A 26385-nucleotide genomic window follows, 5' to 3' on the forward strand; every position below is an offset into this window, starting at 1 on the left:
CAGGCAGCAGGATTGCTTGTTACAGACAGTATACTGTCCATTCATACAGTATCAAGTGCTTTTTACTGTATAAGTTTACACATGGTTTGCAAGGCTTGGATAATGGCTTGTTGGCGCACAGAGCTCCTGTCGCCAGGGAAATGACACGCTTCACTGATGCAGCCGCTAGCTTCATTCCCTGGCCACTGCCATGCCCACGCCATCCAGACCAACCCCACAGGTTTTGTCGCTGAACCGCCACCGGGGCCAGCTACACCGCTCAGCGCCACTGCAATCTGGGCGTCTGATCTCTTCAAGGCGCCGAGTGCCATCGCCTGGACAACCTGCTCGCTGACAGCACCATGTGTTTCGATCAATTCCACCGGGACGCCAAGCATCTGCGATTTAGCCGCATTGGTATAGGTCACAAAACTACGATCAAACCAGGCTGAACTTCCCGATATTTCGGTGATCGCGTATGCTACCCCTCCGCCGGTACAGGATTCTGCAGTGGTTGCCATCAGACCCCTCGCCGTCAATAGCGCCCCCAATTTTCGGGCCCAGTGTTCGATTTCGCTGTTCATCATTCATTCGTTCCGACTAGTCAGAAGCCATTATGCAAGTAGCCCAATTAGACTCGCAACATCTCGCCCAGCACACACCAATGATGCAGCAGTATCTTGGGCTCAAGGCCCAACACCCTGATGTGTTGCTGTTTTATCGCATGGGCGATTTTTACGAACTCTTTTATGACGATGCCCGGAAGGCCGCGCAACTGCTGGATATATCACTGACCAAACGCGGGCAATCCGCCGGCAACCCCATTCCAATGGCAGGCGTGCCATATCACGCCGTTGAGGGCTATCTAGCGCGACTGGTTCAGCTTGGCGAATCTGTTGCCATTTGCGAACAGATCGGCGATCCCGCGTTGAGCAAAGGACCGGTCGAACGGCAAGTTGTGCGCATCGTGACACCGGGTACAGTAACCGACGAAGCCCTGTTGAATGAACGTCAGGACAATCTGATTGGCGCACTGTATCACGACGGCACACAGTTTGGTCTTGCCGTGCTCGACATCAGCTCAGGACGTTTTTTGATCAATCAATTTCCGGCGGAAGAGACGCTGCTGGCTGAGCTGCAGCGCCTGGACCCTGTAGAGCTACTGTATAACGAGAGCTTTGCACACGTAGCGCTGCTCGGGAACCGTCGCGGTATGCGGCGGCGCCCGGAGTGGGAATTCGAGCTGGGTACAGCTCGCCAGTTGCTGTGCCAGCAATTTGGCACCCGTGATTTGGTCGGCTTCGGCGTTGAGCAGGCAACCTGCGCGCTGAGCGCCGCTGGCTGCCTGATGCAGTATGTCAAGGATACACAGCGTACCGCCTTGCCACATATCCGTTCTATTCGCCTCGAACAATCCGACAGCATGATAGTGCTGGACGCCGCCACACGCAGGAATCTCGAGCTGACGCAAAACTTGGCAGGAGGCCAGGAAAATACGTTGGCTAGCGTACTGGATGTGACGGCTACCGCCATGGGGAGCCGCCTGCTGAAGCGCTGGATCCACCAACCAAGCCGGGAACAGACGTTGTTGCTCGAGCGCCAGCAGATTATTGCCGAGCTCATAGCGTTGGACCTTTACGCCAGCTTGGTGACGCCATTGCGACAAATCGGCGACCTCGAGCGCGTCTTGGCGCGACTGGCGTTACGCTCTGCACGCCCTCGTGACTTGAGTCGTATGCGTACAGCGCTGCAACATCTGCCTGAATTGCAGCACCTCCTAGCTCAGAGCTCTAATCCGGCTCTAACGCTGCTAGCCACAGAGATCGCCACCTTCCCGGCGCTGTGTGTGCTGTTAGAACAAGCCATCGTCGAAACCCCGCCTGTTGTCATTCGCGACGGTGGCGTCATAGCAACTGGCTACGATGCCGAGCTCGATGAATTACGCGCGATGGCAGCGGGTGCCACCGAATATCTGCAACAGCTGGAGCTGCGCGAACGAGCGCGCACGGGCATCGCGACGCTGAAGGTCGATTACAACAAAGTACACGGCTTCTATATCGAAGTGACCCGGGCCAACAGTCACCTGGTCCCCGCTGATTATGTCCGCCGTCAGACGCTTAAAAACAACGAACGCTATATAATCCCAGAACTCAAAGCTTACGAAGATAAAGCCTTAACGGCACAAAGCCGCGCATTGGCACTGGAAAAGCAGCGCTATGAAGAATTGCTCGACTTACTGATGCCACATTTGGCACAGCTCCAGCAGTCCGCGTCTGCTATAGCGCGCCTGGATGTGCTTGCCGCCCTGGCCGAGCGGGCCGAGACATTAAATTACTGTCGCCCTGAATTAGTTACCCAAACGGGCATACAGATTGATAATGGTCGACATCCCGTCGTAGAACAGGTGCTGAGCTCACCGTTTATTGCCAACCCGGTACACCTGAGTCCAGAGCGACGCATGTTGATCATCACCGGTCCCAACATGGGCGGTAAATCGACCTATATGCGGCAAACTGCATTAATTGTGTTGATGGCGCACATCGGCGCCTATGTCCCGGCGGACAGAGCATACATTGGGCCTGTCGACCGCATATTCACCCGTATCGGTGCATCCGATGATCTCGCATCAGGACGCTCAACTTTTATGGTTGAAATGACTGAAACGGCCAACATTCTTCACAATGCAACCCAACACAGCCTGGTGCTGATGGATGAAATAGGCCGCGGTACCAGCACCTATGACGGCTTGTCGTTGGCATGGGCGTGCGCTGAACATCTGGCCTGCCGCATTCAAGCGTATACCCTGTTTGCGACACACTATTTTGAACTGACGCAGTTAGCGACACAGCTACCACATCTGGCAAATGTGCATCTTGATGCAGTCGAACATGGCGACAGTATTGCCTTTATGCACGCCGTTCAAGAAGGGGCAGCGAGCCGTTCCTATGGGCTTCAGGTTGCATCCCTAGCCGGAGTTCCCAAAGCAGTCATTTCTAGGGCACGTCACAAGCTGGCCGAATTGGAAAATGGAGCGAATCAACACCCGATGAGCGAAAAGGCCAGCTCCCAGCTCCCGCTGTATCTGGAGTCTACGCCAGCTTCTGCATTGATAGAGGCACTAGCCACCCTGGATCCCGACAATATGAGCCCACGTCAAGCGCTTGAAGCCGTGTATCGGTTGAAACAGCTCAGCCACTGATTTTTGCGCACGCCGCTCCTATGACCGGCACAAGCACGACCAGGCACCATTCGTGGGCAGCCACGGCCGTTCACCAACAGGTTTCCACTGCCATATATCAATAAAAAAGGGGCCGACAAGGCCCCGTTTTTATTAGCGAGATGAACTCATTCGCCATTGAACAGTGCATCTACCGACAGCCCTTGCTGCGTCAGGATATCGCGCAACCGCCGCAAAGCCTCAACCTGGATTTGACGCACACGTTCACGAGTCAATCCAATCTCACGCCCGACGTCCTCAAGCGTGGCGGGCTCATAACCGAGCAATCCAAACCGACGAGCCAACACTTCTCGCTGTTTGATATTCAATTGCTCAAGCCAATGGACAACCGACATGCGCATATCGTCATCCTGAGTTTCAAGCTCCGGCCCCATGCCGCGCTCATCGGTCAGAACATCCAACAACGCTTTGTCACCATCACCACCAATCGGAGAATCGACAGAGCAAATCTTCTCGTTGAGCTTCAACATCCGCGAGACATCTTCTACTGGCCTATCAACGGCCGCTGCGATTTCCTCTGCTGTTGGTTCATGGTCAAGGCGATGAGCCAGCTCGCGGGCCGTGCGCAGGTAAACATTCAGCTCTTTGACGACATGGATGGGTAAACGAATAGTGCGAGTTTGATTCATGATCGCACGTTCAATGGTTTGACGAATCCACCAGGTCGCATAAGTCGAGAAACGGAAGCCACGCTCGGGGTCAAATTTCTCAACTGCGCGGATCAGCCCCAGATTCCCTTCTTCAACCAAATCGAGTAGCGCTAGCCCCCGATTGTTATAGCGACGGGCGATCTTGACCACCAAACGTAAATTGGACTCTATCATCCTCTTGCGAGCCGCGACGTCGCCACGTAACGCCTTACGTGCGAAAAAAACTTCTTCTTGTGCGGTTAACAGTGGCGAGAATCCAATCTCACCCAAGTAGAGTTGAGTCGCATCCATCGAGCTACGCAGCGCATCAACGGTAGGGTGTACCTCCGCCTGGGGCTCGTCGAGCTCTTCCACATCCATCTCGTCCATGGATTCCAGCGTTTCCAGTTCCTCATCAGCCTCGAAAACGCTTTCAGAGGTCATCAGTTCTGTGTCGCTCATAGGTTGTCCCCCCAACCCGTTAGTCCATTCGTCTGCGGGTGCTATCGTTTCGGAAGAAATCGCACCGGGTTTACCGATTGTCCCCGATAACGGATTTCGAAGTGTAATCGCACATCCTGAGCATCACTGCTGCCCATGTCGGCGATTCGCTGACCAGCTTTTACCTCTTGCTGCTCCTGCACCCGCAACACATCATTGTGGGCGTAGGCCGAGAGGTAGTCTTCGTTGTGTTTTATAATTATCAAATTGCCGTAGCCGCGCAGAGCACTTCCAGCATAGACCACCTTGCCAGCGGCGGCGGCAACCACGGCCTGACCGCGGGTACCTGCTACATCTATACCTTTATTACCCTGCTCTGACAGCGAGAAGCCTTGTACAACACGACCTTTCGTTGGCCACTGCCAGGTTAAAACTTTGTTGTAATTTTGTTCAGATACGGTTCGAGAGTATTCCTTTCCTTTTACAGCAGCAAGCCCCTGCGCAGGGGCTGCTGCGCCTTTTTGCACAATATTTTGTTGTGGATCACGATCCGCTTGCGCCCCCACGGCGGAGCTTATTGGAGCCTTGCGTAATTGTAAAAGTTGTCCCGGATGAATCGTATAGGGCTTCTTCAAATTATTCATCCGGACCAGCTCAGTCATACTGGTGCCGTGATTGGCCGCAATTTGCGACAAACTGTCGCCGCGCTTGACGACATAACGACCAGCACTGGGATCATCCAGATCGAGTTTAAGAATCTGCCCGGAATAGATGGCGTAAGGCGCTTCAATCCCGTTGTACCGCGCGACTTCCTGAAAATCGAGTCCATACATCCAGGCAATGGCGTACAAGGTATCACCGGCTTTGACCCGATAACGATTCTTGCCCAAAGGCACATTGGCGACGGGACGACCTGCGTTCGATGCCGAGCGGGCCTGATTTTTCCCCGCATCCCGAACGGGTGCCGAAGTATGACTGTTACTACAGGCCGTCAACACCAGTGCGGCCAACAGCATCATCAGATATTGCTTCATCCTTTCGCTTCGCTCATCAATCCTTGAACACCAGATACAACACGATCGCCAGGGCTACCGAAAGCCAACCAAGCATATCAATATACTGCCGTAACTTGCGTTCCATGGCTTCGCCGCCCCATTTCATCAATGCAGCAACCAAAAAGAAGCGCGCGCTACGTGAAATGATCGAAGCTACCATGAAAGGCAAAATTGCCATTTTCATCACACCGGCAGTCACGGTGAAAAGCTTATAGGGAATAGGGGAAAAACCGGCCAGGAACACTACCCAAAAATCCCACTGTTCGAACCAAGTTTTGATTTGTTCAAATTGGTCCTGATACCCCATCGACAGAATGGCTGGTTGCACTAACCAGTCAAACAACCAGAACCCCAGCATATAGCCAATGAGTCCACCTGCAGCGGAGGCCAGCGAAGCCAGCAGCGCAAAACGCCAGGCAGACTCAGGCTTGGCCAGACACATTGGAGCCAACATCACATCGGGCGGAATAGGCCAAAATACAGACTCTGCAACACTGTTTGCCGCCAAAAACCAGGGTGCATGTCGATGACGAGACCAGCGCATGACGACATCATAGAGACGGGAAAACAGCTTCACATGACCTCTCCACTTACTAGCGGTACAAACCTCACCGCCTCCAATACCTCATGTCGCAGGCGACCCATGCGCTTTTCAATCAGTAGCAACTGCTGTTGATGCTCGCCTACCGGAATGACCAGGCGCCCCCCCTCTTTCAATTGCTCAAGCAACGCATCGGGAACAGAGCTGGCCGCAGCGGTCACAATGATGGCATCAAACGGTGCTTTCGTCGGCCATCCAGTCCAGCCATCGGCGTGTTTGGTCGAAACATTGTGCAAGTCGAGACGTTGTAAACGGCGACGCGCCTGATATTGCAGCGACTTGATGCGTTCCACGGTATACACATGACTGACCAGATGAGCGAGAACTGCCGTTTGATAACCAGAGCCAGTCCCGATCTCCAGAACTGACTGGATTTGGCGCCCCATTAGCAACTGTTCGGTCATGCGCGCAACAATGTAGGGTTGCGAAATGGTCTGCCCAAAACCAATTGGCAGCGCCATGTTCTCCCATGCTTGATGCGCGAAGGCCTCGTCGATAAAAGCATCACGTGGCACGCTAGCGATAGCCTGAAGCACCCGGGGATCTTCTATTCCCTGAGTCTGTAACTGTCTGACGAGCTGTGACGCATTACTGCTACGCAATGGACTTTATAACCTCTCAACCCATTCTTTCAGTTGGGCTATGTGCCGGTAGGCCGTCATATCGATCTGTAACGGGGTAATGGATACAAAGCCCGCTTCAACCGCAGCGAAATCCGTTCCCGCTCCCGCATCCTGCCCTGTCGAGGGCGGAGCAATCCAGTACATCCGCTTGCCTCGGGGATCCTGATCAACAATCACGCCTTCAGCCGGATGTCGACACCCTAGTCGGGTAACCTGAATCCCCTTAATTTGCTCCAATGGCAAATCAGGCACGTTAACATTCAAGATTTGATCCGCTGGCAACGGCGAGTCTTGTAGCGCTTTCACCAGCTTCACCGCGTACGCCGCTGCAGAAGCAAAGTGCTGATGCCCATCCAGCGAAATGGCTATGGCCGGCAACCCTAAATAACGCCCCTCCGTTGCGGCCGCAACAGTCCCAGAGTAAATCACGTCATCACCCAGATTCGCACCATGATTGATACCTGAAACGACCAAATCCGGTTGCGGCTTGAGTAACTCATTGACCGCCAGATGCACACAATCCGTCGGCGTTCCCTTGACGGCCAAGACGCGCTCACTCAAGGTCTCGACGCGCAGCGGATTCTCAAGCGTCAAAGAGTGGCTGGCTCCACTATGATTCCGATCCGGAGCCACAATCATCACGTCACCAATGCTTCCGAGCGCTTCGGCCAGCGTCCGAATCCCTTCCGCATTCACTCCATCATCATTACTGACCAGTATCTTCATTGGATTCCATGGTATCCATTATCAACAGTTCGCGTAGCAAGCTGGTTGCATAGCAGCCGGCAGGCAACCAAAAGTTCAGCACCAAACCATCGCTAGTCCATTCCCAACGCCAGTGACGCGGGATCAGTAACAACGGGCGACGTTCTTGCTGTAAGCCTGCAGCTTCAAGGCCCTGGCGCCAATTATCAAACGCCGCAAGAGCCTGTTGCTCAAATGCCAAGGCCGCGCCTTGCGCCGTCTCGCGACCACGTCCCCACAAAGGCGCAGTCAGCTGCAGATCCCCGCTGGCCAACCGTTGCTGCAGTTCAGGCGTAATTTCAGCCTCGCTAAAAAACGAGTGCGAACCCGCTAGCATTAGACAATCGCCAGCCAGTAACTGTGATGCCAAACCGGCCTGGATTCGGGCACTGATCACTTCATTGAACAGATAGCTGCGCGCAGCCGACAAGAAGATCGAGCGTTTATCGCGATCCTTGATACGTTTACCGCCAAACATCGCCTCAGCTGCATCCAGATTGCTACCATTGCGACCAAAACGCTGCTCGCCGAAGTAATTGGGAACCCCAGCTTCACCAATTGCCTGCAACCTGGCCTCAATTGCATCGCAACGTTCAACATCACGCAATACCAGTCGGAAATAATTGCCTTTCAGGGCGCCAGTTCGCATCTTGCGGGAGTGGCGGCTGCGTTGCAGGATCTGAATATTCTCGTTTTCGATGACGCTCAAGTCTGGCTCGTCTTTGCCTGGCAAATGAATGCCAAACCACTGCTCAGTCACGCCATGGCGATCCTTCAGTCCCGCCCAGGTGACGGCACCGCGATTAACACCGGCAGCCTTGGCCAATAAACCAGCAATCCAGGCGGTATTCTCACCACGCTTTCGCACCGAGACCAGGATGTGCTCGCCATTACCATCAGGCTCGAACCCCAGATCCTCGATAACCACAAAATCCTCAGGCTGAACCTTGAAGCGGCCGCGCCATTCTGGTTTGCCAAGTAGATAATTCCATTCCGGCAGACTCATGCTTTCACCACCAATACGACTGCTTCTACGGCGATCCCTTCCTTACGGCCAGTAAAACCCAGCCGTTCGGTCGTGGTTGCCTTGACATTAATTTGACTGACCGCTGCCTGTAAATCTGTAGCGATCGTCGTGCACATTGCATCTATATGCGGAGCCATCTTCGGTGCCTGGGCGATGATTGTAATATCCGCATTCCCTAGCCGATAGCCCTGCGCCTGAACACGGGCGTAGACATCTCGCAGCAGTATCCGGCTATCAATGCCCTTGAAGGCAGCATCGGTATCAGGGAAATGGCGGCCAATATCACCGGCCCCGATGGCACCAAGCAAAGCATCACTCAGCGCATGTAACACCACATCGCCATCAGAATGGGCAAGCAACCCCTGCTCATATGGGACAGGAACCCCACCCAGCATACAAGGCCCCTCACCGCCAAAGCGATGAACATCAAAGCCATGTCCAATCCGGATCATGTTTCCTTCTCCTGTTGATTCAAAAACAAGGCAGCTAAAGCCAAATCCTCCGGCCGAGTCACTTTGATATTGTCTGCTCGCCCCTCAACCATGCGTGGACGCCAACCTGCCAACTCCATCGCCGAAGCCTCATCCGTGATCATGGCGCCGCGCCCCAGCGCATCTTGTAACGCCTGCTGCAACTCGAGGCAACGAAAGAACTGAGGCGTCAAGGCATGCCAAAGGTCACTGCGGTCGACGGTTCGCACGACGTGCCCTGACGTATCAGAACGCTTCATCGTATCGCGCACCCGGCTTCCAAGCAGCCCACCATCCCCAGCCAGGCCTTCGTGGATCAACAAGTCAATATCGTGATGGGTAATACAGGGGCGCGCGGCGTCGTGTACCAACACCCATTCGGTCTTGACCAGGCTTAATCCGTTGAGTACTGACTCCGCGCGTACTGTTCCACCATGAATCACCGATACGCGCGGATGGCTAGCCAACGGCAAGGTGGCAAAAAAATCATCATCTGGGGCAATAGCCACCACCACCTGCGCTATCCGGGGGTGAGATAACAGACGATCGAGCGTGTGTTCGATGAGGAATTTGCCCGCTAGCGGTAAGTACTGTTTGGGGCATGCAGCCCCCATCCGGCTACCGATACCAGCCGCAGGGACCACAACGGTGAAGGTCAGCATCATTCATCACTCTTGGGTAAGGAGCTGGGCATGGTTGCCGCATTCTTGCCATCTTTGGGTAGAATGCGATAGAAGGTCTCGTTAGGTTTGATAAAACCCAGGTCGTTGCGCGATAACTCTTCGATGGCCTCGAGGCCACTTTTCAAATCATCAATTTCCTTATACAACAACTCATTGCGTTCCTTGAGTTGCTGGTTATCGGCTTGCTGGCGCACGACACTTTCCGTCGTCTGGCGATATTCGACCAGCCCGTTTTTACCAAACCAGAGCTGATGTTGCAGCCAGGCCAGTACCAGTAACATGACAAGGGTAAATAGGCGCATTGGTGTTCCTCCCGGCGCCATAGTTTCCCATATTACGCCGTAAAAGAAAGCCCCGCCGATTGGCGGGGCTTCATTGACTCAAGGAGTCTGGTCAACGATTAAGCTTGACCCTTAACTTCCTTCAGGCCACGGAACGGAGCCTTTTCACCCAGCGCTTCTTCGATACGGATCAGCTGGTTGTACTTGGCAACACGGTCAGAACGGCTCATAGAACCAGTCTTGATTTGGCCAGCAGCGGTACCAACAGCCAGGTCAGCGATGGTCGCATCTTCAGTTTCGCCAGAGCGGTGAGAGATAACGGCAGTGTAACCGGCATCCTTGGCCATCTTGATAGCGTCCAGAGTTTCGGACAGAGAGCCGATTTGGTTGAACTTGATCAGGATGGAGTTAGCGATGCCGTTTTCGATACCGCGCTTCAGGATCTTGGTGTTGGTTACGAACAGGTCGTCACCGACGATTTGGATCTTCTTGCCCAGCTTTTCAGTCTGGTAAGCGAAGCCTTCCCAATCAGATTCGTCCAGACCATCTTCGATAGAAACGATCGGGAACTTGTTGGTCAGATCTTCCAGGAAGTCAGAGAAACCGTTAGAAGTGAAGACACGGCCTTCGCCCTTCAGGTTGTACTCTTTCTTCTCTGCGTCGTAGAACTCGGAAGCTGCGCAGTCCATCGCCAGAGTCACGTCCTTACCCAGAACGTAGCCAGCCTTGGCAACTGCTTCAGCGATAACTTCCAGCGCTTCTGCGTTGGACTTCAGGTTCGGAGCGAAACCGCCTTCATCACCCACAGCAGTGTTGTAGCCCTTGGACTTCAGAACCTTGGCCAGGTTGTGGAATACTTCAGCGCCCATGCGGATAGCTTCTTTCAGCGTCTTGGCGCCAACTGGCTGGATCATGAATTCTTGGATGTCGACGTTGTTGTCAGCGTGCTCACCACCGTTGATGATGTTCATCATCGGCAGCGGCATGGAGTAAACACCCGGAGTGCCGTTCAGCTCAGCGATCCAGGCGTACAGCGGCATGCCCTTGGCAGCAGCAGCAGCCTTGGCGTTAGCCAGGGAGACAGCCAGGATGGCGTTAGCACCGAAGTTGGATTTGTTTTCAGTGCCATCCAGATCGATCATGATTTGGTCAACAGCGCGTTGGTCAGCAGCATCTTTACCAACCAGAGCAGCAGCGATCGGGCCGTTTACAGCGCCAATAGCCTTCAGAACGCCCTTACCCAGGAAACGAGACTTGTCACCGTCACGCAGTTCCAGCGCTTCACGGGAACCGGTAGAAGCACCAGACGGAGCAGCAGCCATACCAACGAAACCACCTTCCAGGTGAACTTCGGCTTCTACAGTCGGGTTACCGCGGGAGTCAATGATTTCACGAGCCAGTACTTTAACGATCTTAGCCATTGTATCGATCCTCGATATTTGAAATAAAACAACACTAAAGTTGCAAAAAAATGCGGTGGCGGAACTATGCCCACAACCGCGGATTTTGTCGACTTAATTTAGGTGGCGCTTCTGGTATTCGCCAGCCGCCCGAATAAAGCCTTCGAACAACGGATGACCATCTCGCGGGGTCGATGTGAATTCCGGGTGGAATTGCACGGCAACGAACCATGGATGATCCGGTATTTCAATGATCTCAACCAGCTTCTTGTCTGCTGACAGACCGGTTACCTTCAAGCCGGCCGCCTCAACGCGAGGCAACAGGGTATTGTTGACTTCATAACGGTGACGATGGCGCTCATAGATGGTGTCGTTGCCATACATGGCGTGCACCTTGGAGCCTTCAGCCAGGTGGCAAAGCTGGGCACCAAGACGCATGGTGCCGCCCAGATCCGATCCTTCCGAGCGCTGCTCTACCTTGCCCTCTTCATTAATCCATTCGGTAATCAAACCCACAATCGGGAATGGCGAATCTTTGCGGAATTCTGAAGAGTGTGCGCCGTCCATGCCGGCAACATGGCGCGCGTATTCAATCATTGCGACCTGCATACCCAGGCAAATGCCCAGATACGGAATCTTGTTCTCGCGAGCATATTGAGCGGCCAGAATCTTGCCTTCGACACCGCGCTCACCAAAACCACCCGGCACCAGAATCGCATCCAGGCCTTCCAGAATTTCGGTGCCCTTGGTCTCGACATCTTGGGAGTCAATGTACTTGATATTGATGCTCAGATGATTCTTCAGGCCACCATGTTTCAAGGCCTCATTCACTGATTTGTAGGCATCCGGCAACGAGACATACTTGCCGACCATACCGATCGTGACTTCGCCGCTGGCATTGGCTTGCTGATAGATGACCTTCTCCCACTCGGAAAGATCGGCTTCGCCACAGCTGAGACCGAAGCGGTCAACCACCAGTTGATCCAGTCCTTGCGCTTTAAGCATCGCCGGAATCTTGTAGATGGTATCGACGTCTTTCAATGAGACGACGGCACGCTCCGGTACGTTACAGAACAGGGCAATCTTGGCGCGTTCGTTGGCCGGGATCGAGCGATCAGAGCGACAAATCAGGATGTCCGGCTGGATACCGATTGAGAGCAGCTCTTTGACAGAGTGCTGCGTCGGCTTGGTCTTGACCTCACCGGCCGCAGCCAGATAAGGCACCAGCGTCAGGTGCATGAACAGCGCATTGTTACGGCCGATATCCACGGCCAACTGACGAATCGCTTCCAGGAACGGCAGGGATTCGATATCCCCAACGGTACCACCGACCTCGACGATGGCCACATCCTGGCCCTCGGCACCGGCGATAACACGTTCCTTGATCGCGTTGGTAATGTGTGGAATGACCTGAATGGTCGCGCCAAGATAATCACCACGACGCTCCTTGCGCAGCACATCGGCATATACGCGGCCCGTGGTGAAATTATTACGGCGTGTCATCTTGGTACGGATGAAGCGCTCGTAGTGGCCCAGGTCCAGATCTGTTTCGGCGCCATCTTCGGTGACGAAGACTTCACCATGCTGGATCGGGCTCATGGTGCCCGGATCTACGTTGATGTAGGGATCCAGCTTCATGATGGTTACCTTGAGGCCACGGGCTTCCAGAATGGCTGCCAGAGAGGCTGCCGCTATGCCCTTACCCAAGGATGAAACCACCCCGCCTGTCACGAAAATATATTTAGTCGTCATGCTGAACCTGAATATGTTTAGGAATTACACGGTGCGTGCAGAGATAACTCAAGACGGGGGCATATTGTAGCAAAGGCACCTCTCCCTAACAACGCACAAAAATTTATCAATCCTCGGGCGTCAGGGATTTGCGTTGCATCAACTTTATTCTGAATCCTTGACCCTTTGCCATGCAGATTCCATCTGCTCCAGGCTTGCTTGCTGCACAGAAAGCCCCATACGGAGCAGATCCTGCTCAACGGCACGGAAGCGACGTTCAAACTTGCTGTTCGCGTCGCGCAGCACCTGCTCGGGTTCTTTCTTCAAATGACGCACCAGATTGACGGTCGCAAATAGCAAGTCCCCCAGCTCTTCGGCGACCTTTTGCTCATCGCGAACCGGCTGGTTGACCTCATGCATCACCTCATCCACCTCTTCGAGCACTTTATCGAGTACCGGTTGCAATTCGGGCCAATCAAACCCGACGCCAGCACAGCGCTTCTGAATTTTGTTGGCGCGTGTCAGCGCTGGCAATGCCAATGGAATATCATCCAGCACGCTGGTAGCCAGGGCGTCCTTTTGCTGGCGTTCGCGGGACTTTTCCGCTTCCCAGTTGGCATTCACCGCGGCCGTGTCGGCAAACTTCGCCTCGGCAAACACATGTGGATGGCGACGCACCAGCTTCTCGCTGACGGTATCCACCACATCGTCAAAATTGAACCACGCTTTTTCCTGCGCCATTTGGCAATAGAACACCACCTGGAACAGCAGATCCCCCAGCTCGCCTTTTAACGCCTGCCAATCCTCACGTTCAATGCTGTCCGCGACCTCATAGGCCTCCTCCAGCGTATAGGGCACTATGCTGGCGAAAGTCTGCTTGCGATCCCATGGGCAACCGCGTTGTGGGTCGCGCAATTGCTGCATCAAAGCCAGCAGATCCGGCAGGGAATAATGGGGCGTGGACATGACTTTCTCCTTAAAAACAACAGGGGGCGTCAGCCCCCTGCTCTTGATGAGCCTTACAGACGTTTGGCACTGACCACATCGGTCATCTGGTTGAGTTTTGATAACATGCGATTGAGCGCATCGATGTTGTAGATCTCCATATCGATATCGATGTCCGCCGTTTGCAACTTGGTGTTCGAACGCGAACGCATGCCAAGCACGTTGATCTTCTCGTTGGCAATGATGGTGGTGATATCGCGCAGCAGCCCGGACCTGTCGTTGGCGGTAATGCGCACCGTCAGCGTATAACCGCCGGAGTAGTTTTCACCCCAGACCGCCTCAATCACCCGCTCGGGATTACGCCGCATCAGCTCTTTAAGCTGTTCACAATCCTCACGGTGAATGGAGATGCCACGTCCCTGCGTGATGAAGCCAATAATACCGTCACCCGGGATAGGCTGGCAGCAACGGGCTATGTGGGTCATCAGGTTCCCGACCCCTTGTACCACAATATGTCCCTTCGGCTGCTGCTGGACCCGGTTCTGGCTCTTCTGCTCCAGCTGAGCCAGTAGTTTCTTCTCTTCCTCTTCGGCGGTGGGCTTGTTCAGCTTGCCTTCGAAGAAGTTCATGATTTGGTTGATGCGAATATCACCGGCGCCGAGGCCGGCCAGCAGGTCATCGTGTTCGTGCACGTTGTAGCGGCCGTAGACCTCGCGCAGCATCTGGGCCTGCTGATCCTTGCTGAGCTGAAAACCGTGACGTTCCATCTCTTTATCCAGCAGCTCCTTGCCGGCCAGGATATTTTTGTCACGATCCAGTTTCCGGAACCAGGACGCAACCTTGGCCCGTGCCCGGCTGGTTCGCAAGAAACCCATATTCGGATTCATCCAATCGCGGCTCGGATTGGGTTCTTTCTGTGTGATGATCTCGATCTGATCCCCGGTCTGCAGCGTGTAAGTAAACGGCACAATTCGGCCATCGACCTTGGCGCCAATGCAGCGGTGGCCCACCATGCTGTGTACCTGATAGGCAAAATCGAGCGGCGTGGCGCCCACCGGCAAGTCGACCACATCACCCTTGGGGGTGAAGACATAGACCCGATCTTCGAATACTTGGGTCCGCAGCTCATCCACCAGCGAGCCGGACTCGACCATGTCTTCCTGCCACGCCAGCAGTTTACGCAGCCAGGCAATGCGATCCTCGTAGGCAGAGTCCCTGCCCGGCAGGGTCCCCTCTTTGTATTTCCAATGCGCCGCGATGCCCAACTCGGCATCCTGATGCATCTGCTCTGTGCGGATCTGGATCTCGACCGTTTTACCTTCCGGACCGAGCACGACGGTATGGATGGATTGATATCCATTCGGCTTCGGGTTGGCGACATAGTCATCAAACTCCCGAGGAATATGGTGCCAATGGGTATGCACTATCCCCAGCGCCGCATAGCAATCCTGCAGCCGGTGGGTGATCACTCGCACCGCTCGAACATCATACAGATCAGAGAAGCTCAGTTGCTTCTTCTGCATCTTGCGCCAGATGCTGTAGATGTGTTTGGGGCGGCCATACACATCCGCTTGTACGCCGGCTTGCTGCAACGCCAGTTTGAGCTCTTCGACAAAGCTGTGGATGTAACGCTCCCGGTCAAGACGCTTTTCATCCAGCAGCTTGGCAATCTGCTTGTAGGTATCCGGATGCAGATAGCGGAACGAGAGATCCTCCAGCTCCCACTTCAACTGACCGATACCGAGACGGTTAGCCAACGGTGCATAGATGTTGGTGATCTCCTTGGCCACCAGCACCCGCGTCTCTTCATCGGCGTTCTTCACTTCACGCAGGCAGGCAATGCGCTCGGCCAACTTGATGACCACAGCCCGCACATCTTCGACCATGGCCAGCAACATGCGGCGTACATTATCGATCTGGGTATCGGAGACTTCACCGGAGTTCAGACTTTGCAGGAAGCGAATGGCCTCCATGTCGATCACCCCTTCGAGCAGGCGGGCAATGCCAGGGCCAAAATCCTCGACCGTCTGCTCCACTGACAGGTGCCGCGCTTCGACATGGGGGTAGAGAATAGCGGCACGCAAGGTGTCGATATCCATATGCAACATCAACAGGATACCGACCATCTCGGCCGAACGGTTTGCTAAGCGGCTGGACTCGGCTTCGCTTTCGCCAAGGCGGTTCTGACAGTACGCAAATACCGTGTGCAGTGTTTCGCGGTCATCGACCGACAGTGGCAATGTTTCTGTCCACTCCTGCAGATTGAATCCGGATTTGAGGTGTGTATCGCGTACCGCAACCATGGCTTATCCCTTATTTTGTGTTCTACGTCGTGTCGCTAGACTTTCTCGAACAGCAGTATCGTCTCGACATGCCCCGTCTGCGGGAACATGTCGAACAGCGACCAGCGCACTAACTGATAACCGGCCGAGAATAACAGTTTGCAATCCCGAGCTGCCGTGACCGGGTTGCAAGAAACATACACAAGCCGTTTGGGTGCCAGACGCATCAAGTGCGGCATGACACCGGCGGCACCTGGCCGCGCCGGATCCAGCAGTACCAACGAGAATGGCTCTCGGGCCCACGGCATGTCATGAAACGGCTCATCCAGATTACACTGGAAAAAGCGTGCTCGCTCGACACCGTTATCGGCCGCGTTCTGTCGCGCCCGCAGCACCATCTCGCGCACACCTTCAATCCCCACCACCTCGCCCGCGCGCCGTCCCAACGGCAACGTGAAATTACCAAGGCCACAAAATAGGTCCAGCACCTTGTCATCCGCTTTCGGAGCCAGCCATTGCAACACGGTCGCGACCATTTGCTCATTGATGGTGCGATTGACCTGCAAGAAGTCACCGGGCAGGAAGCGAATCCATTGCTCATCGATTCGGTAGCCGGGTGTCAGTGCTCCATCCTGCAGGGCGACAGGACCGGCGTCAGTTTGCAGATAAGCCTGTAACCGGTGTTGTGTTGCAAACTCGCACAATCGCTCCAGATCCCCCGCTGGCGGCTGCCCATTGTGGCGAACCAGCAGCACAGTTCCATTATCGGCAGCACACAGTTCAACATGTCCCAGGTCGCGGAACGACGTCAACTGGTTGCACAGTACTCGCAAGGGAGTAATCAGCGCGGAGAGAGCCGGCTCCAATACCGGACAGCCGGCCACCTCTACCAGCTCATGGCTCTGACGACGACGGAACCCCAGGCGTGCCAGCCGCGCTTTTTTGTCGTACTTGATCGCCAGGCGACAAACACGCCGATAACCTTGCGCGGGTCCCGTGACGCACGCTTCCGGTTCACCAATCTCGGTAGCGGCAAGGCGGCGAAACAACTGCTGCACCCCCGCTACCTTGCAGGAAATCTGCATCTGTGCCGGAAGGTGCTGGGTGCTGCAGCCACCACAATCGGCATAGTGGGGGCAGATCGGCGCCTGCCGCTCGTTGCTGGGCGTCAACACCGACAGCAACTGCGCCTGCGCATGCTGCTTTTTCTTGTCATCCTCCAGCCGCACCTTTACACGTTCGCCCGGCATGGCGCCGTCAATGAACAGGGCCTTCCCCTGGTGGCGTCCGACACCCACGCCATGCAGATCGAGCGAATCGACCTGGACCTCCAGTGTGATGCGGGTTGGCGTCTTGGGTTGGGGCTTGAAAAACTGGGCCATAATGCTTGGTGCCTCGGGGTGGCTATGTCATATTGATTGCGCTTTCAGGTGGGGTATTGTCCCACAAGAACCCGGCTATGACCAAATACCGACTATGACCAAATATGGCCTTCGCGGGCGGGTACTGGCTTTCACCGTCCTGCCCACCCTGATCATCGGCTGTCTGCTGGCAGGCTATTTCACCTTTCACCGCTATCAGCAGCTGGAAGAGTACATCATCGAGCAGGGCATCAGCGTCATCGAACCGCTGGCCATTGCCAGTGAATACGGCATGAAACAGAACAACCGTGAGTTGCTCAAACGGTTGCTGGGTCTGACCCATCGCAAGAACTCGTCGTTCATCAAATCGATCGCCGTGTTTGATCTGCATAATCAGTTATTTGTGACGTCCAATTTTCACCGCGAATTACACCGGCTGCGCCTGCCGGGTAGCAGTCGCATCCCAGATCTCACCAGCATTGAGTATCAGGGGGATGACATCATATTACGCACGCCCATCCTGGAAGAGGTCAGCCTGACAGAGTCCTCTTTGCTGGAGCGACAAGCACAACCGGTCGTCGGTTACATTGCCATCCAGATGAACACCGACCACGCGCTGATCATCCAATATCGCGATACTGCCGTCGCCGTGCTGATTGTGCTGGCCGGCCTCATCCTCAGCCTCTATTTCGGCCTCAATCTGGTCAGTGTGGTCATCGACCCCATCAACCGAATGGTGCGCGCGGTCTACCAGATCCGCGAGGGGCGCCTGGATACCCGGGTCCGCGGTCAGATGCGTGGTGAACTCGACATGCTGAAAAATGGCATCAATGCGATGGCCAAGGCGATCGCCGAGTATCACAACGAAATGCAGATGAACATCGACCAGGCGACATCAGATCTTCGCGAAACACTGGAGCAGATTGAGATCCAGAACGTGGAACTCGACATGGCCAAGAAACGGGCTCAGGAGGCCGCACGCGTCAAGTCCGAGTTTCTGGCCAATATGTCTCATGAGTTACGCACCCCGCTCAATGGGGTCATTGGCTTTGCCAAACAATTGATGAAAACGCCCTTAGTCAGCAACCAGCTGGACTATCTTGGCACCATCGAAAAGTCGGCCAAAAACCTGCTAAACATCATCAATGACATCCTGGACTTCTCCAAGCTCGAAGCCGGGAAACTGACACTGGAACAGATTCCATTCAGCCTGCGGGATGTCATCAACGAAACCATGACCCTGCTGGCACCGAGTGCGCATGACAAGGGGCTCGAGTTGTCCTTACGCGTCGATGCCAGCGTGCCGGACCTGCTGACCGGAGACCCGCTGCGCTTGCAGCAAATTCTGACCAACCTGGCCGGCAATGCCATCAAGTTTACCGAACAGGGCAATGTCGATATTCATATCAGTGCTGACAACAGCCCGAATACGGAACGGGTCAACCTGGCAATCCGCATTCGCGATACGGGCATTGGCATGAGTCAGCAACAGCAATATCAACTGTTTCAGCCATTTAACCAGGGTGACAGCTCGATTTCCCGTCGCTACGGCGGCACCGGGCTGGGGCTGGTGATTACCCAGAAACTGGTGCAGCAAATGGGCGGCAACATTCAGGTCGAATCCCATCTGGAACAGGGTTCGCTGTTTATTCTGACATTGCCGATGCAGCCTGCCAGCCAACAAGCTGAGGAACACCCGCAATTGAAGGTGTTGACGGATGAGCCCGTCTTGCTGATCGAAGCCGATGCCTGGGCGCGCCAAGCCTGCCTTAGCCAGCTCGAAGAGTGGAAGATGCGGGTCTTCGCCATTGCCCAGGTTGAAGAGAGCGAGCGTCTAAACCAGTTGCATTTCACCACGTTGCTGATGGGGCTGCCGGCAAAACCGGACTTGACCGCACTGCCGGCGCAACTGGAACAGATCCGCGGCCACTACGATCGCCTGGTGTTCCTGCTCAACTCTCATGATCCACAACTGCAAGCGCAGTTGCTGGCGCTGGGGGCCAGCCATTGTCTGAGCAAACCGGTGCCTCACAGCAAGTTGCTGGCGGCCCTGCTCTCCTCGCATAGCTATACACCGACGCAACAACAACCGGCGCCTCGCCCTCAACGCCTGCCATTGAACGTGCTGGCGGTGGATGACAACCCGGCCAATCTGAAACTGATCACCGCTATGCTGGATGACCTGGTGCAGGAAGTTCACTCCTGTCAAAACGGACGGCAGGCAGTCGAGCTGGCGCAACGCATGGAGTTCGACCTGATCTTCATGGATATTCAGATGCCAGTTCTGGATGGTATCAGTGCAACGCAGGCCATTCGTCAGGAGGGTTGTAACCAGCACACCCCGATTATCGCTGTCACCGCCCATGCCATCCCCGGCGAGCGAGAACGCTTGATGGCACAAGGCATGGATGAGTATCTGGCCAAACCGATTGACGAACAGCAGCTGGACCAGCTGCTACGTGAGCTGGGCTTGCCACCGTCGGATGGCAAGCCACGCAAACCACGCCCGGAGCCGGGGCTATTATGCCCGCCCATGATTGCCGACGCACGTGCAGACGCCCCGAACCAGGTTGCGATAGCCTCGGCACATACAGAGCAGTTACGCGATGCAGAACTGGCATTGCGCCAGGCAGCGGGCAAACCCGAGCTGGCACAGGAGATGTTACAGATGCTGCTGGATGGCCTGCCCGAAATTGAATCTCTGCTCGCACACGCCGCCAGCCAGCCGAGCGAAGACATGGTGACGGCGATTCATCGCCTGGCTGGCAGCGCCGCCTACTGTGGCCTGCCCGGTCTGCAGTCCCACTGTCGCCAGCTCGAGCAGGCGTTGCGCGCCGGCATCCCCTGTGCGGACTTGGAGCCCGAGCTGCTGGAGTTGCAGGATCTGTTGCAACGCCTGCGCGCCGAGAATGGCATCGCCAGCGCATAGCCGCGATGCACGTGCCGGCGCCGACATGAGGCCATCTGCGCTACGGCGCCGCCATGGGGCGTCATCACCACAACTCATGCTCAGGCCTGATCACTGGTGCGGAATGCACCGATGCATTGCACGGCCAGAGCGGGGAGGCTCGCTTCAGGTCACGGCACAGGTGCAGCCTCCGACAATAAAAAGGGCCCGCATGGGCCCTTTCACTAGCGCCTGGGGAGCACCGTCATAGCCCTTGTCGAGCCTCGATCATCAAGCGCTTCATCTCGGCGACGGCCGCAGGCAGACCTTCAAATACCGCCCGGCCAATGATGGCATGACCGATGTTTAGCTCTTCCATTTCCGGGATAGCGGCAATGGGCTTGACGTTATGGTAATGCAAGCCATGCCCGGCATTGACACGCAGGCCCTTGCTGTGGGCATAACGGGCCGCGACACGGATGCGTTGCAGCTCCTCCTGCTGGAGCGCGGGTGTCTCGGCATCGGCATAACGCCCGGTGTGGATTTCGATGTAGGGAGCACCGACGGCCACTGCGGCATCGATCTGTACCGATTCGGCATCGATAAACAGCGACACTTGAGTGCCAACTGCCGCCAGACGAGCCACCGCATCTCGCACCTTGTCGAGTTGGCCTGCGACATCCAGCCCACCTTCGGTGGTGACTTCGGTGCGCTTTTCTGGCACCAGACAAACAAAGTGCGGCTTGATGCGGCAGGCGATGCTTAACATCTCTTCGGTCACAGCCATCTCCAGGTTCATCGGTGTCTGCAGCGTCTGGCGCAGGATCTCGACATCCCGATCCGTGATATGCCGACGGTCTTCCCGCAGGTGAATGGTGATGCCATCCGCTCCGGCCTGCTCCGCCAGCCCGGCGGCCAGTACCGGATCCGGATAACTGGTACCACGGGCATTACGCAAGGTCGCCACATGGTCAATATTGACACCCAGAAAAATCTCGCTCACTGCTTTTTCCTCGCTGCAAGTTGTTGGAACAGTTCCCGGCTCTTCAGGGGCCGGTTTCCCAAAAGGGGATGCAGGGCCTGCCGACAAAAACGCTTCGCCGCCTGCAACTGTATCAGGTCATCAAAACGGCGTCGGGCCATGGCCTGCAGATCGACGCCGCGAAACAAATCCGGTCGGCGTCCTGCCAGACCGTAACGCACAAAACCGTACTCGGCACGATACAGGTAGACCCCCTCCGGCTCAATGGGCAGCCCGGAATCTGCCTCCCGTTCGAACTCGACACCATAGCCCAGCTCATCAAGCAGCTGCAGCTCGAACTGTCGCAACACCGGCTCGGCAGCCGGCAGCGTCGCCAGCAGTCCAAGGACTTGGTCGTAGTTGGCAAACAAGCCAGGATAGGCGGTGTGACTGTCCAGCAAGTAATAGAGGAGCTCATTCAGGTAAAGGCCACTGTAGAGCGCCTCGTCGCGCAAACTGAGCGGCGGGCGCCGCAGCTCGGCACTGATGAGGGTTTTGAGTTCGCTGCGCCCCTGCCAGCTGACCTGCAACGGCATAAAGGGCTGCAACAAGGCCTTGAGGCCCGAGGAGTGGCGACGCGAACCTCGCGCCACCACGCTGATCCGACCGGCTTCGGCACAGAACAGTTCGATGAGCTGACTGCTCTCTCGATAGGGGCGACAGTGCAACACATAGGCCGCTTGCAGCACTGCCGTCGACATCCTAGTCGTCGCCGTAACCGAGGCTGCGCAAAGCACGCTCGTCGTCAGCCCACCCAGCCTTGACCTTGACCCACAGTTCGAGGAAAACACGGGTGCCAAACAGGCGCTCCATATCAATTCGCGCTTCGGTGCCGATGGTCTTGAGCTTTTCGCCCTTGTTGCCGATGACCATCTTCTTCTGGCCGTCACGCTCGACGAGGATCAGCGCATTGATGTGAAACAAGCCATCCTGCTCAACCTTGAAGCGCTCAATCTCGACCGTCACCGAGTATGGCAACTCCTCGCCCATGAAACGCATCAGCTTTTCACGGATGATCTCTGACGCCATGAAGCGTGAGGAACGATCTGTGATGTAGTCTTCCGGGAAGTAGTGCTCCCCTTCCGGCAACAATTCGCGCGCCATGTCGCGGATCTTGTCAACATTGGTGCCCTTCTCGGCGGACAGCGGCAAGACAGCGGCAAAATTCATCTTCTGCGCCAGCATCTGGATATGCGGCAACAACAGTTCCTTGTCATCGATGAGGTCGATCTTGTTGATCGCCAATACCACCGGACATTTGACATGACGCAGCTTGCCAAGCACATGCTCATCATCGTCAGTCCAGCGCGTACCATCGACAACGAAGACCACCATCTCGACATCCCCCAACGAGCTGGTGGCTGCGCGGTTCATCAGACGGTTGATGGCACGTTTCTCTTCCTGATGCAGACCGGGGGTATCCACATAAATCGTCTGGTATGCCCCCTGGGTATCAATGCCCAGGATGCGGTGACGGGTAGTCTGTGGCTTGCGAGAGGTAATGCTCACCTTCTGGCCCAGAATCTGGTTCAGCAGCGTCGATTTGCCAACATTCGGCCGGCCGACGATGGCAACGAAACCGCAATAGGTAGTCTGTTCAGTCATTTGAGTTGCTCCAGAGCTTTTTCGGCCGCGGCCTGCTCGGCTTTACGGCGACTGGAGCCCACACCAATCACGCTCGAGGCGATGCCTTCGATTTCGCACTGGACAGTGAACTCCTGATTGTGGGCCTCTCCCTTGACCTTGACCACCACATAGCTAGGTAGTGGCCGACGACGCCCCTGCAGGAACTCCTGCAGGCGGGTCTTTGGATCCTTCTGCTCCGCACCAGGACGGATCTCGTCCAGACGCGGTGCATACCAGTTCAGCAGTAACGTGCGCGTCACTTCCATGCCGGCATCGAGATAAATGGCACCGATGATCGCCTCGACGGTATCGGCGAGGATCGACTCGCGACGATACCCCCCGCTCTTGAGTTCACCCGGGCCGAGGATCAGGTAGTCACCGAGCTCGAATTCACGAGCCAGCTCGGCCAGGGTCTTCTCCCGCACCAAGGTCGCGCGCATGCGGCTCATGTCGCCTTCACTGACCTCCGGAAACCGGTGATACAAGGTCTCGGCAATGACCAGGCTGAGGATTGAATCGCCCAGAAACTCCAGTCGCTCATTATGACGTGAGCCAGCACTGCGGTGCGTGATCGCCCGCTTGAGCAAATCAGCATCGGCAAACTGATGGCCCAGCTTGTTCAGCAGCCGGTTCAATTTGTCTGTCACTGGATGCCACCTATACGATTGAATCGGACCGCACTCGGGATCCAGCCTGGCATGGCCGAATCTTCAGGACGCTCAAACTCGAAGCTGATCCAGATGAACACCGCCTTACCGACCAGATTACGCTCCGGCACGAAGCCCCAGTAGCGGCTGTCCTTGCTGTTGTCGCGGTTATCCCCCATGGCAAAGTAATGCCCTTCTGGCACCACCCACTCATCCTGCAAGTTACCGCTTTGGTGGTAATAGTTCTGTACCTGGTCCAGCGCGACCGGAATTTTCAGAATCTTGTGATTGACCGGGCCCAGCTGTTCAGCGAAACGCTCCATCGGATAAGGATCGGTCTGATAGTCACCGAGGAAGGTCTGACTGACCTTTTGCAGCTGCGGGCAGGGCGTTTGCCCCTCGGTACAGGCCGGCTGAATGTACAGCTCCTTGTTACGATAGATGATGCGATCACCCGGCAAGCCGACGATACGCTTGATGTAGTCGATGGTCGGCTGCTCCGGATATTTGAACACCACGACATCCCCACGCTGCGGATGTCCGGTCGGGATCAGAGTGTGGTTGTTGAGCGGTTCCTTGATGCCGTATGAGAACTTCTGCACCAGGATGAAGTCCCCCTTGAGCAGCGTCGGCATCATCGACTCCGACGGGATCTGGAACGGCTCGAACAGGAAGGAACGCAGCACCAGTACGGCAGCAATCACCGGGAAGATGCCCTTGCACTGCTCGACCCAGCCCGGCTCGGCCATCAGCTTGTTGATCGTCTCGGCATCAAACGCCTTGCCGGCAGAGGACTCCCCCTTCAATACCCGCTGGCGGCGGAAACGAACCAACAGCAGGCTGTCGAGCAGCCAGACCAAACCGGTCAGCGCCGTGGCGCCAATCAGTAACAGGGTAAAGGTATTGGCCATCAATTATTGTCCTTTCCGACATGCAGGATAGCGAGGAATGCTTCCTGAGGTACATCGACACGACCGAGCGACTTCATGCGCTTCTTGCCTTCCTTCTGCTTGTTCAGCAGCTTTTTCTTCCGCGACACGTCACCACCGTAACACTTGGCCAAGACGTCCTTGCGCATCGCCTTGACGGTGCTGCGCGCGATGACGTGGTTGCCAATTGCCGCCTGAATCGCGATATCAAACATCTGCCGCGGAATCAGCTCCCGCATCTTTTCCACCAGCAGGCGACCACGGAATTGAGCGTTATCCTTGTGGGTAATGATCGCCAGCGCATCGACACGCTCGTTGTTGATCAGGATATCGAGGCGCACCATGTCGGCCGTCTCAAAGCGCTTGAATCCGTAATCCAGCGAGGCATAACCACGGCTGGTGGATTTCAGACGGTCAAAGAAATCCAGCACCACTTCGGCCATCGGGATCTCATAGGTCAGCGCGACCTGATTGCCGTGGTAAACCATGTTGGTCTGCACACCACGCTTTTCGATACACAGCGTGATGACGTTCCCCAGGTACTCGGAAGGTACCAGGATGTGGCACTCGGCGATCGGTTCGCGGATCTCGTCAATGCTGGTCACAGCCGGCAAGGCCGCCGGGCTGTCGATATGAATCGTCGTTCCATCTGTCATCAGGATCTCGTAAACCACGGTTGGCGCCGTGGTGATCAGATCCAGATCGTATTCCCGCTCCAGACGCTCCTGGATAATCTCCATGTGCAACATGCCGAGGAAGCCGCAACGGAAACCAAAGCCCAATGCCGTCGAGTTTTCCGGCTCGAAGAACAGCGAGGCATCGTTCAGTGACAGTTTATCCAGCGCATCGCGGAAGGCCTCGTAATCATCGGAGGAGATCGGGAACAGACCGGCATAGACCTGGGGCTTGACCTTCTTGAAACCTGGCAGCGGCTTGTCTGCACCGTACTTGGCCAGTGTCAGGGTATCGCCCACCGGCGCGCCGTGGATATCCTTGATACCACAGACGACCCAACCTACCTCGCCACAGCCCAGCTGGTCGGTATCCTTGCGCTTCGGTGTCGAGATGCCGAGACGATCAACGCCCCACACCTGCCCCGTGCTCATCACCTTGATCTTGTCACCCTTTTTCAGGCTACCGTTCTTGATGCGCACCAGTGACACGACGCCGAGGTAGTCATCAAACCAGGAGTCGATGATCAGTGCCTGCAGAGGCGCTTCCGGATCTCCCTCCGGGGACGGGATTTGCTTGACGATGGTCTCCAGAACCTCATCGACACCGAGGCCAGTTTTCGCCGAGCAACGTACGGCATCCATCGCATCAATGCCGACGATATCTTCAATCTCTTCAGCCACCCGCTCCGGTTCAGCCTGAGGCAGGTCGATCTTGTTCAATACCGGTACGACCTCAAGGCTCATCTCGATCGCGGTATAGCAGTTTGCCAGAGTCTGTGCCTCAACCCCCTGACCCGCGTCCACCACCAGCAAAGCCCCTTCGCAGGCCGCCAGGGAACGAGAGACTTCATACGAGAAGTCGACGTGGCCCGGGGTATCGATGAAGTTCAGCTGATAGGTCTCGCCGTCTTTGGCCTGGTAGTTCAGGGTCACACTCTGGGCCTTGATGGTAATGCCGCGCTCACGCTCCAGCTCCATCGAGTCCAGCACCTGCTCCTGCATTTCACGATCCGATAGACCTCCACAGATCTGAATCAGACGGTCCGACAGGGTCGACTTGCCATGGTCGATGTGGGCAATAATGGAAAAGTTTCGAATATGCTTCATGGAT

23 protein-coding genes are annotated in these 26385 nt (G+C 55.8%); 2 read left to right on the top strand and 21 right to left on the bottom strand.

Annotated features, from left to right (window positions below):
- Positions 1-62: 62 nt before the first annotated feature.
- Positions 63-563 carry a CinA family protein gene (locus tag ACFOSS_RS06840; RefSeq protein WP_377151618.1) on the bottom strand — a complete coding sequence of 167 codons (501 nt, stop codon included), beginning with the start codon at positions 561-563 and terminating at the stop codon, positions 63-65.
- 32 nt (positions 564-595) lie between these two features.
- Between ACFOSS_RS06840 and mutS the strand changes: the two genes are divergently transcribed.
- The gene (gene mutS / locus ACFOSS_RS06845; RefSeq protein WP_377151433.1) at positions 596-3178 is read left to right on the top strand and encodes a DNA mismatch repair protein MutS; all 2583 of its coding nucleotides are present in this window, start codon (positions 596-598) and stop codon (positions 3176-3178) included.
- Between the two features lie 146 nt (positions 3179-3324).
- Here the strand turns inward: mutS and rpoS are convergent, their stop codons facing one another.
- The 14 genes from rpoS to rlmD form a co-directional block, all read right to left on the bottom strand.
- On the bottom strand, positions 3325-4308 hold the full coding sequence (rpoS, locus tag ACFOSS_RS06850) for an RNA polymerase sigma factor RpoS (RefSeq protein WP_377151434.1): 984 nt from the start codon (positions 4306-4308) through the stop codon (positions 3325-3327).
- Positions 4309-4349: 41 nt separating this feature from the next.
- The gene (locus ACFOSS_RS06855; protein ID WP_377151435.1) at positions 4350-5321 is read right to left on the bottom strand and encodes a peptidoglycan DD-metalloendopeptidase family protein; all 972 of its coding nucleotides are present in this window, start codon (positions 5319-5321) and stop codon (positions 4350-4352) included.
- 16 nt (positions 5322-5337) lie between these two features.
- Complete coding sequence (locus tag ACFOSS_RS06860; RefSeq protein WP_377151436.1) at positions 5338-5919, bottom strand: YqaA family protein; 582 nt, start codon at positions 5917-5919, stop codon at positions 5338-5340.
- Entirely contained in the window at positions 5916-6545 is a 630-nt protein-coding gene (locus ACFOSS_RS06865; protein WP_377151437.1) for a protein-L-isoaspartate(D-aspartate) O-methyltransferase, read from the bottom strand. Before ACFOSS_RS06865 ends, ACFOSS_RS06860 begins: the two co-directional genes overlap by 4 nt.
- A gap of 6 nt (positions 6546-6551) precedes the next feature.
- Positions 6552-7292 (bottom strand): 5'/3'-nucleotidase SurE, encoded by a 741-nt coding sequence (surE, locus tag ACFOSS_RS06870; RefSeq protein WP_377151438.1) that lies wholly within the window; start codon positions 7290-7292, stop codon positions 6552-6554.
- Positions 7273-8316 carry a tRNA pseudouridine(13) synthase TruD gene (gene truD / locus ACFOSS_RS06875; RefSeq protein WP_377151440.1) on the bottom strand — a complete coding sequence of 348 codons (1044 nt, stop codon included), beginning with the start codon at positions 8314-8316 and terminating at the stop codon, positions 7273-7275. The genes surE and truD overlap by 20 nt, the downstream gene beginning before the upstream one ends.
- Positions 8313-8789 carry a 2-C-methyl-D-erythritol 2,4-cyclodiphosphate synthase gene (gene ispF / locus ACFOSS_RS06880; RefSeq protein WP_377151441.1) on the bottom strand — a complete coding sequence of 159 codons (477 nt, stop codon included), beginning with the start codon at positions 8787-8789 and terminating at the stop codon, positions 8313-8315. Before ispF ends, truD begins: the two co-directional genes overlap by 4 nt.
- Complete coding sequence (ispD, locus tag ACFOSS_RS06885; protein WP_377151443.1) at positions 8786-9472, bottom strand: 2-C-methyl-D-erythritol 4-phosphate cytidylyltransferase; 687 nt, start codon at positions 9470-9472, stop codon at positions 8786-8788. The genes ispF and ispD overlap by 4 nt, the downstream gene beginning before the upstream one ends.
- Positions 9469-9792, bottom strand: coding sequence for a cell division protein FtsB (gene ftsB / locus ACFOSS_RS06890; RefSeq protein ID WP_377151445.1), 324 nt, complete (start codon positions 9790-9792; stop codon positions 9469-9471). The genes ispD and ftsB overlap by 4 nt, the downstream gene beginning before the upstream one ends.
- A gap of 98 nt (positions 9793-9890) precedes the next feature.
- On the bottom strand, positions 9891-11192 hold the full coding sequence (eno, locus tag ACFOSS_RS06895) for a phosphopyruvate hydratase (RefSeq protein WP_377151446.1): 1302 nt from the start codon (positions 11190-11192) through the stop codon (positions 9891-9893).
- A 93-nt stretch (positions 11193-11285) separates the two neighbouring features.
- A complete protein-coding gene (locus ACFOSS_RS06900) occupies positions 11286-12923 on the bottom strand; it encodes a CTP synthase (protein WP_377151448.1) in 1638 nt (545 codons plus the stop codon).
- 144 nt (positions 12924-13067) lie between these two features.
- Complete coding sequence (mazG, locus tag ACFOSS_RS06905) at positions 13068-13868, bottom strand: nucleoside triphosphate pyrophosphohydrolase (protein ID WP_377151450.1); 801 nt, start codon at positions 13866-13868, stop codon at positions 13068-13070.
- A gap of 53 nt (positions 13869-13921) precedes the next feature.
- The gene (gene relA, locus ACFOSS_RS06910; RefSeq protein WP_377151452.1) at positions 13922-16150 is read right to left on the bottom strand and encodes a GTP diphosphokinase; all 2229 of its coding nucleotides are present in this window, start codon (positions 16148-16150) and stop codon (positions 13922-13924) included.
- A 35-nt stretch (positions 16151-16185) separates the two neighbouring features.
- On the bottom strand, positions 16186-17511 hold the full coding sequence (gene rlmD, locus ACFOSS_RS06915) for a 23S rRNA (uracil(1939)-C(5))-methyltransferase RlmD (protein ID WP_377151453.1): 1326 nt from the start codon (positions 17509-17511) through the stop codon (positions 16186-16188).
- Between the two features lie 94 nt (positions 17512-17605).
- Here rlmD and barA point away from each other — a divergent pair, with 94 nt between their 5' ends.
- Positions 17606-20419 (top strand): two-component sensor histidine kinase BarA, encoded by a 2814-nt coding sequence (gene barA, locus ACFOSS_RS06920; protein WP_377151454.1) that lies wholly within the window; start codon positions 17606-17608, stop codon positions 20417-20419.
- Positions 20420-20642: 223 nt separating this feature from the next.
- Here the strand turns inward: barA and pdxJ are convergent, their stop codons facing one another.
- The 6 genes from pdxJ to lepA are packed head-to-tail and all read right to left on the bottom strand — an operon-like array spanning position 20643 to position 26381.
- Positions 20643-21380 (bottom strand): pyridoxine 5'-phosphate synthase, encoded by a 738-nt coding sequence (gene pdxJ / locus ACFOSS_RS06925; RefSeq protein WP_377151455.1) that lies wholly within the window; start codon positions 21378-21380, stop codon positions 20643-20645.
- Complete coding sequence (recO, locus tag ACFOSS_RS06930; RefSeq protein ID WP_377151456.1) at positions 21377-22099, bottom strand: DNA repair protein RecO; 723 nt, start codon at positions 22097-22099, stop codon at positions 21377-21379. The genes pdxJ and recO overlap by 4 nt, the downstream gene beginning before the upstream one ends.
- Before the next feature lies 1 nt (position 22100).
- Entirely contained in the window at positions 22101-23003 is a 903-nt protein-coding gene (era, locus tag ACFOSS_RS06935; protein ID WP_377151457.1) for a GTPase Era, read from the bottom strand.
- Complete coding sequence (gene rnc / locus ACFOSS_RS06940; RefSeq protein ID WP_377151458.1) at positions 23000-23671, bottom strand: ribonuclease III; 672 nt, start codon at positions 23669-23671, stop codon at positions 23000-23002. The genes era and rnc overlap by 4 nt, the downstream gene beginning before the upstream one ends.
- Entirely contained in the window at positions 23668-24582 is a 915-nt protein-coding gene (gene lepB, locus ACFOSS_RS06945) for a signal peptidase I (RefSeq protein WP_377151459.1), read from the bottom strand. Before lepB ends, rnc begins: the two co-directional genes overlap by 4 nt.
- The gene (gene lepA, locus ACFOSS_RS06950) at positions 24582-26381 is read right to left on the bottom strand and encodes a translation elongation factor 4 (RefSeq protein ID WP_377151460.1); all 1800 of its coding nucleotides are present in this window, start codon (positions 26379-26381) and stop codon (positions 24582-24584) included. The genes lepB and lepA overlap by 1 nt, the downstream gene beginning before the upstream one ends.
- Between the last annotated feature and the right edge of the window lie 4 nt (positions 26382-26385).

The sequence above is a fragment of the Pseudaeromonas sharmana genome (genome assembly GCF_042649925.1).
Lineage (GTDB): Bacteria > Pseudomonadota > Gammaproteobacteria > Enterobacterales > Aeromonadaceae > Pseudaeromonas > Pseudaeromonas sharmana.

Bases quoted from the DNA above. Each gene is read 5' to 3' on its own strand.
- truD (WP_377151440.1), bottom strand. From the start codon at position 8,316: ATGAGTCTGCCGGAATGGAATTATCTACTTGGCAAACCAGAATGGCGC.
- ispD (WP_377151443.1), bottom strand. From the start codon at position 9,472: ATGATGCTGACCTTCACCGTTGTGGTCCCTGCGGCTGGTATCGGTAGC.
- relA (WP_377151452.1), bottom strand. From the start codon at position 16,150: ATGGTTGCGGTACGCGATACACACCTCAAATCCGGATTCAATCTGCAG.
- surE (WP_377151438.1), bottom strand. From the start codon at position 7,292: ATGAAGATACTGGTCAGTAATGATGATGGAGTGAATGCGGAAGGGATT.
- mutS (WP_377151433.1), top strand. From the start codon at position 596: ATGCAAGTAGCCCAATTAGACTCGCAACATCTCGCCCAGCACACACCA.
- barA (WP_377151454.1), top strand. From the start codon at position 17,606: ATGACCAAATATGGCCTTCGCGGGCGGGTACTGGCTTTCACCGTCCTG.
- ACFOSS_RS06900 (WP_377151448.1), bottom strand. From the start codon at position 12,923: ATGACGACTAAATATATTTTCGTGACAGGCGGGGTGGTTTCATCCTTG.
- rlmD (WP_377151453.1), bottom strand. From the start codon at position 17,511: ATGGCCCAGTTTTTCAAGCCCCAACCCAAGACGCCAACCCGCATCACA.
- rpoS (WP_377151434.1), bottom strand. From the start codon at position 4,308: ATGAGCGACACAGAACTGATGACCTCTGAAAGCGTTTTCGAGGCTGAT.
- lepB (WP_377151459.1), bottom strand. From the start codon at position 24,582: ATGGCCAATACCTTTACCCTGTTACTGATTGGCGCCACGGCGCTGACC.
- mazG (WP_377151450.1), bottom strand. From the start codon at position 13,868: ATGTCCACGCCCCATTATTCCCTGCCGGATCTGCTGGCTTTGATGCAG.
- ACFOSS_RS06855 (WP_377151435.1), bottom strand. From the start codon at position 5,321: ATGAAGCAATATCTGATGATGCTGTTGGCCGCACTGGTGTTGACGGCC.
- recO (WP_377151456.1), bottom strand. From the start codon at position 22,099: ATGTCGACGGCAGTGCTGCAAGCGGCCTATGTGTTGCACTGTCGCCCC.
- ACFOSS_RS06840 (WP_377151618.1), bottom strand. From the start codon at position 563: ATGAACAGCGAAATCGAACACTGGGCCCGAAAATTGGGGGCGCTATTG.
- era (WP_377151457.1), bottom strand. From the start codon at position 23,003: ATGACTGAACAGACTACCTATTGCGGTTTCGTTGCCATCGTCGGCCGG.
- ftsB (WP_377151445.1), bottom strand. From the start codon at position 9,792: ATGCGCCTATTTACCCTTGTCATGTTACTGGTACTGGCCTGGCTGCAA.
- lepA (WP_377151460.1), bottom strand. From the start codon at position 26,381: ATGAAGCATATTCGAAACTTTTCCATTATTGCCCACATCGACCATGGC.
- ispF (WP_377151441.1), bottom strand. From the start codon at position 8,789: ATGATCCGGATTGGACATGGCTTTGATGTTCATCGCTTTGGCGGTGAG.
- eno (WP_377151446.1), bottom strand. From the start codon at position 11,192: ATGGCTAAGATCGTTAAAGTACTGGCTCGTGAAATCATTGACTCCCGC.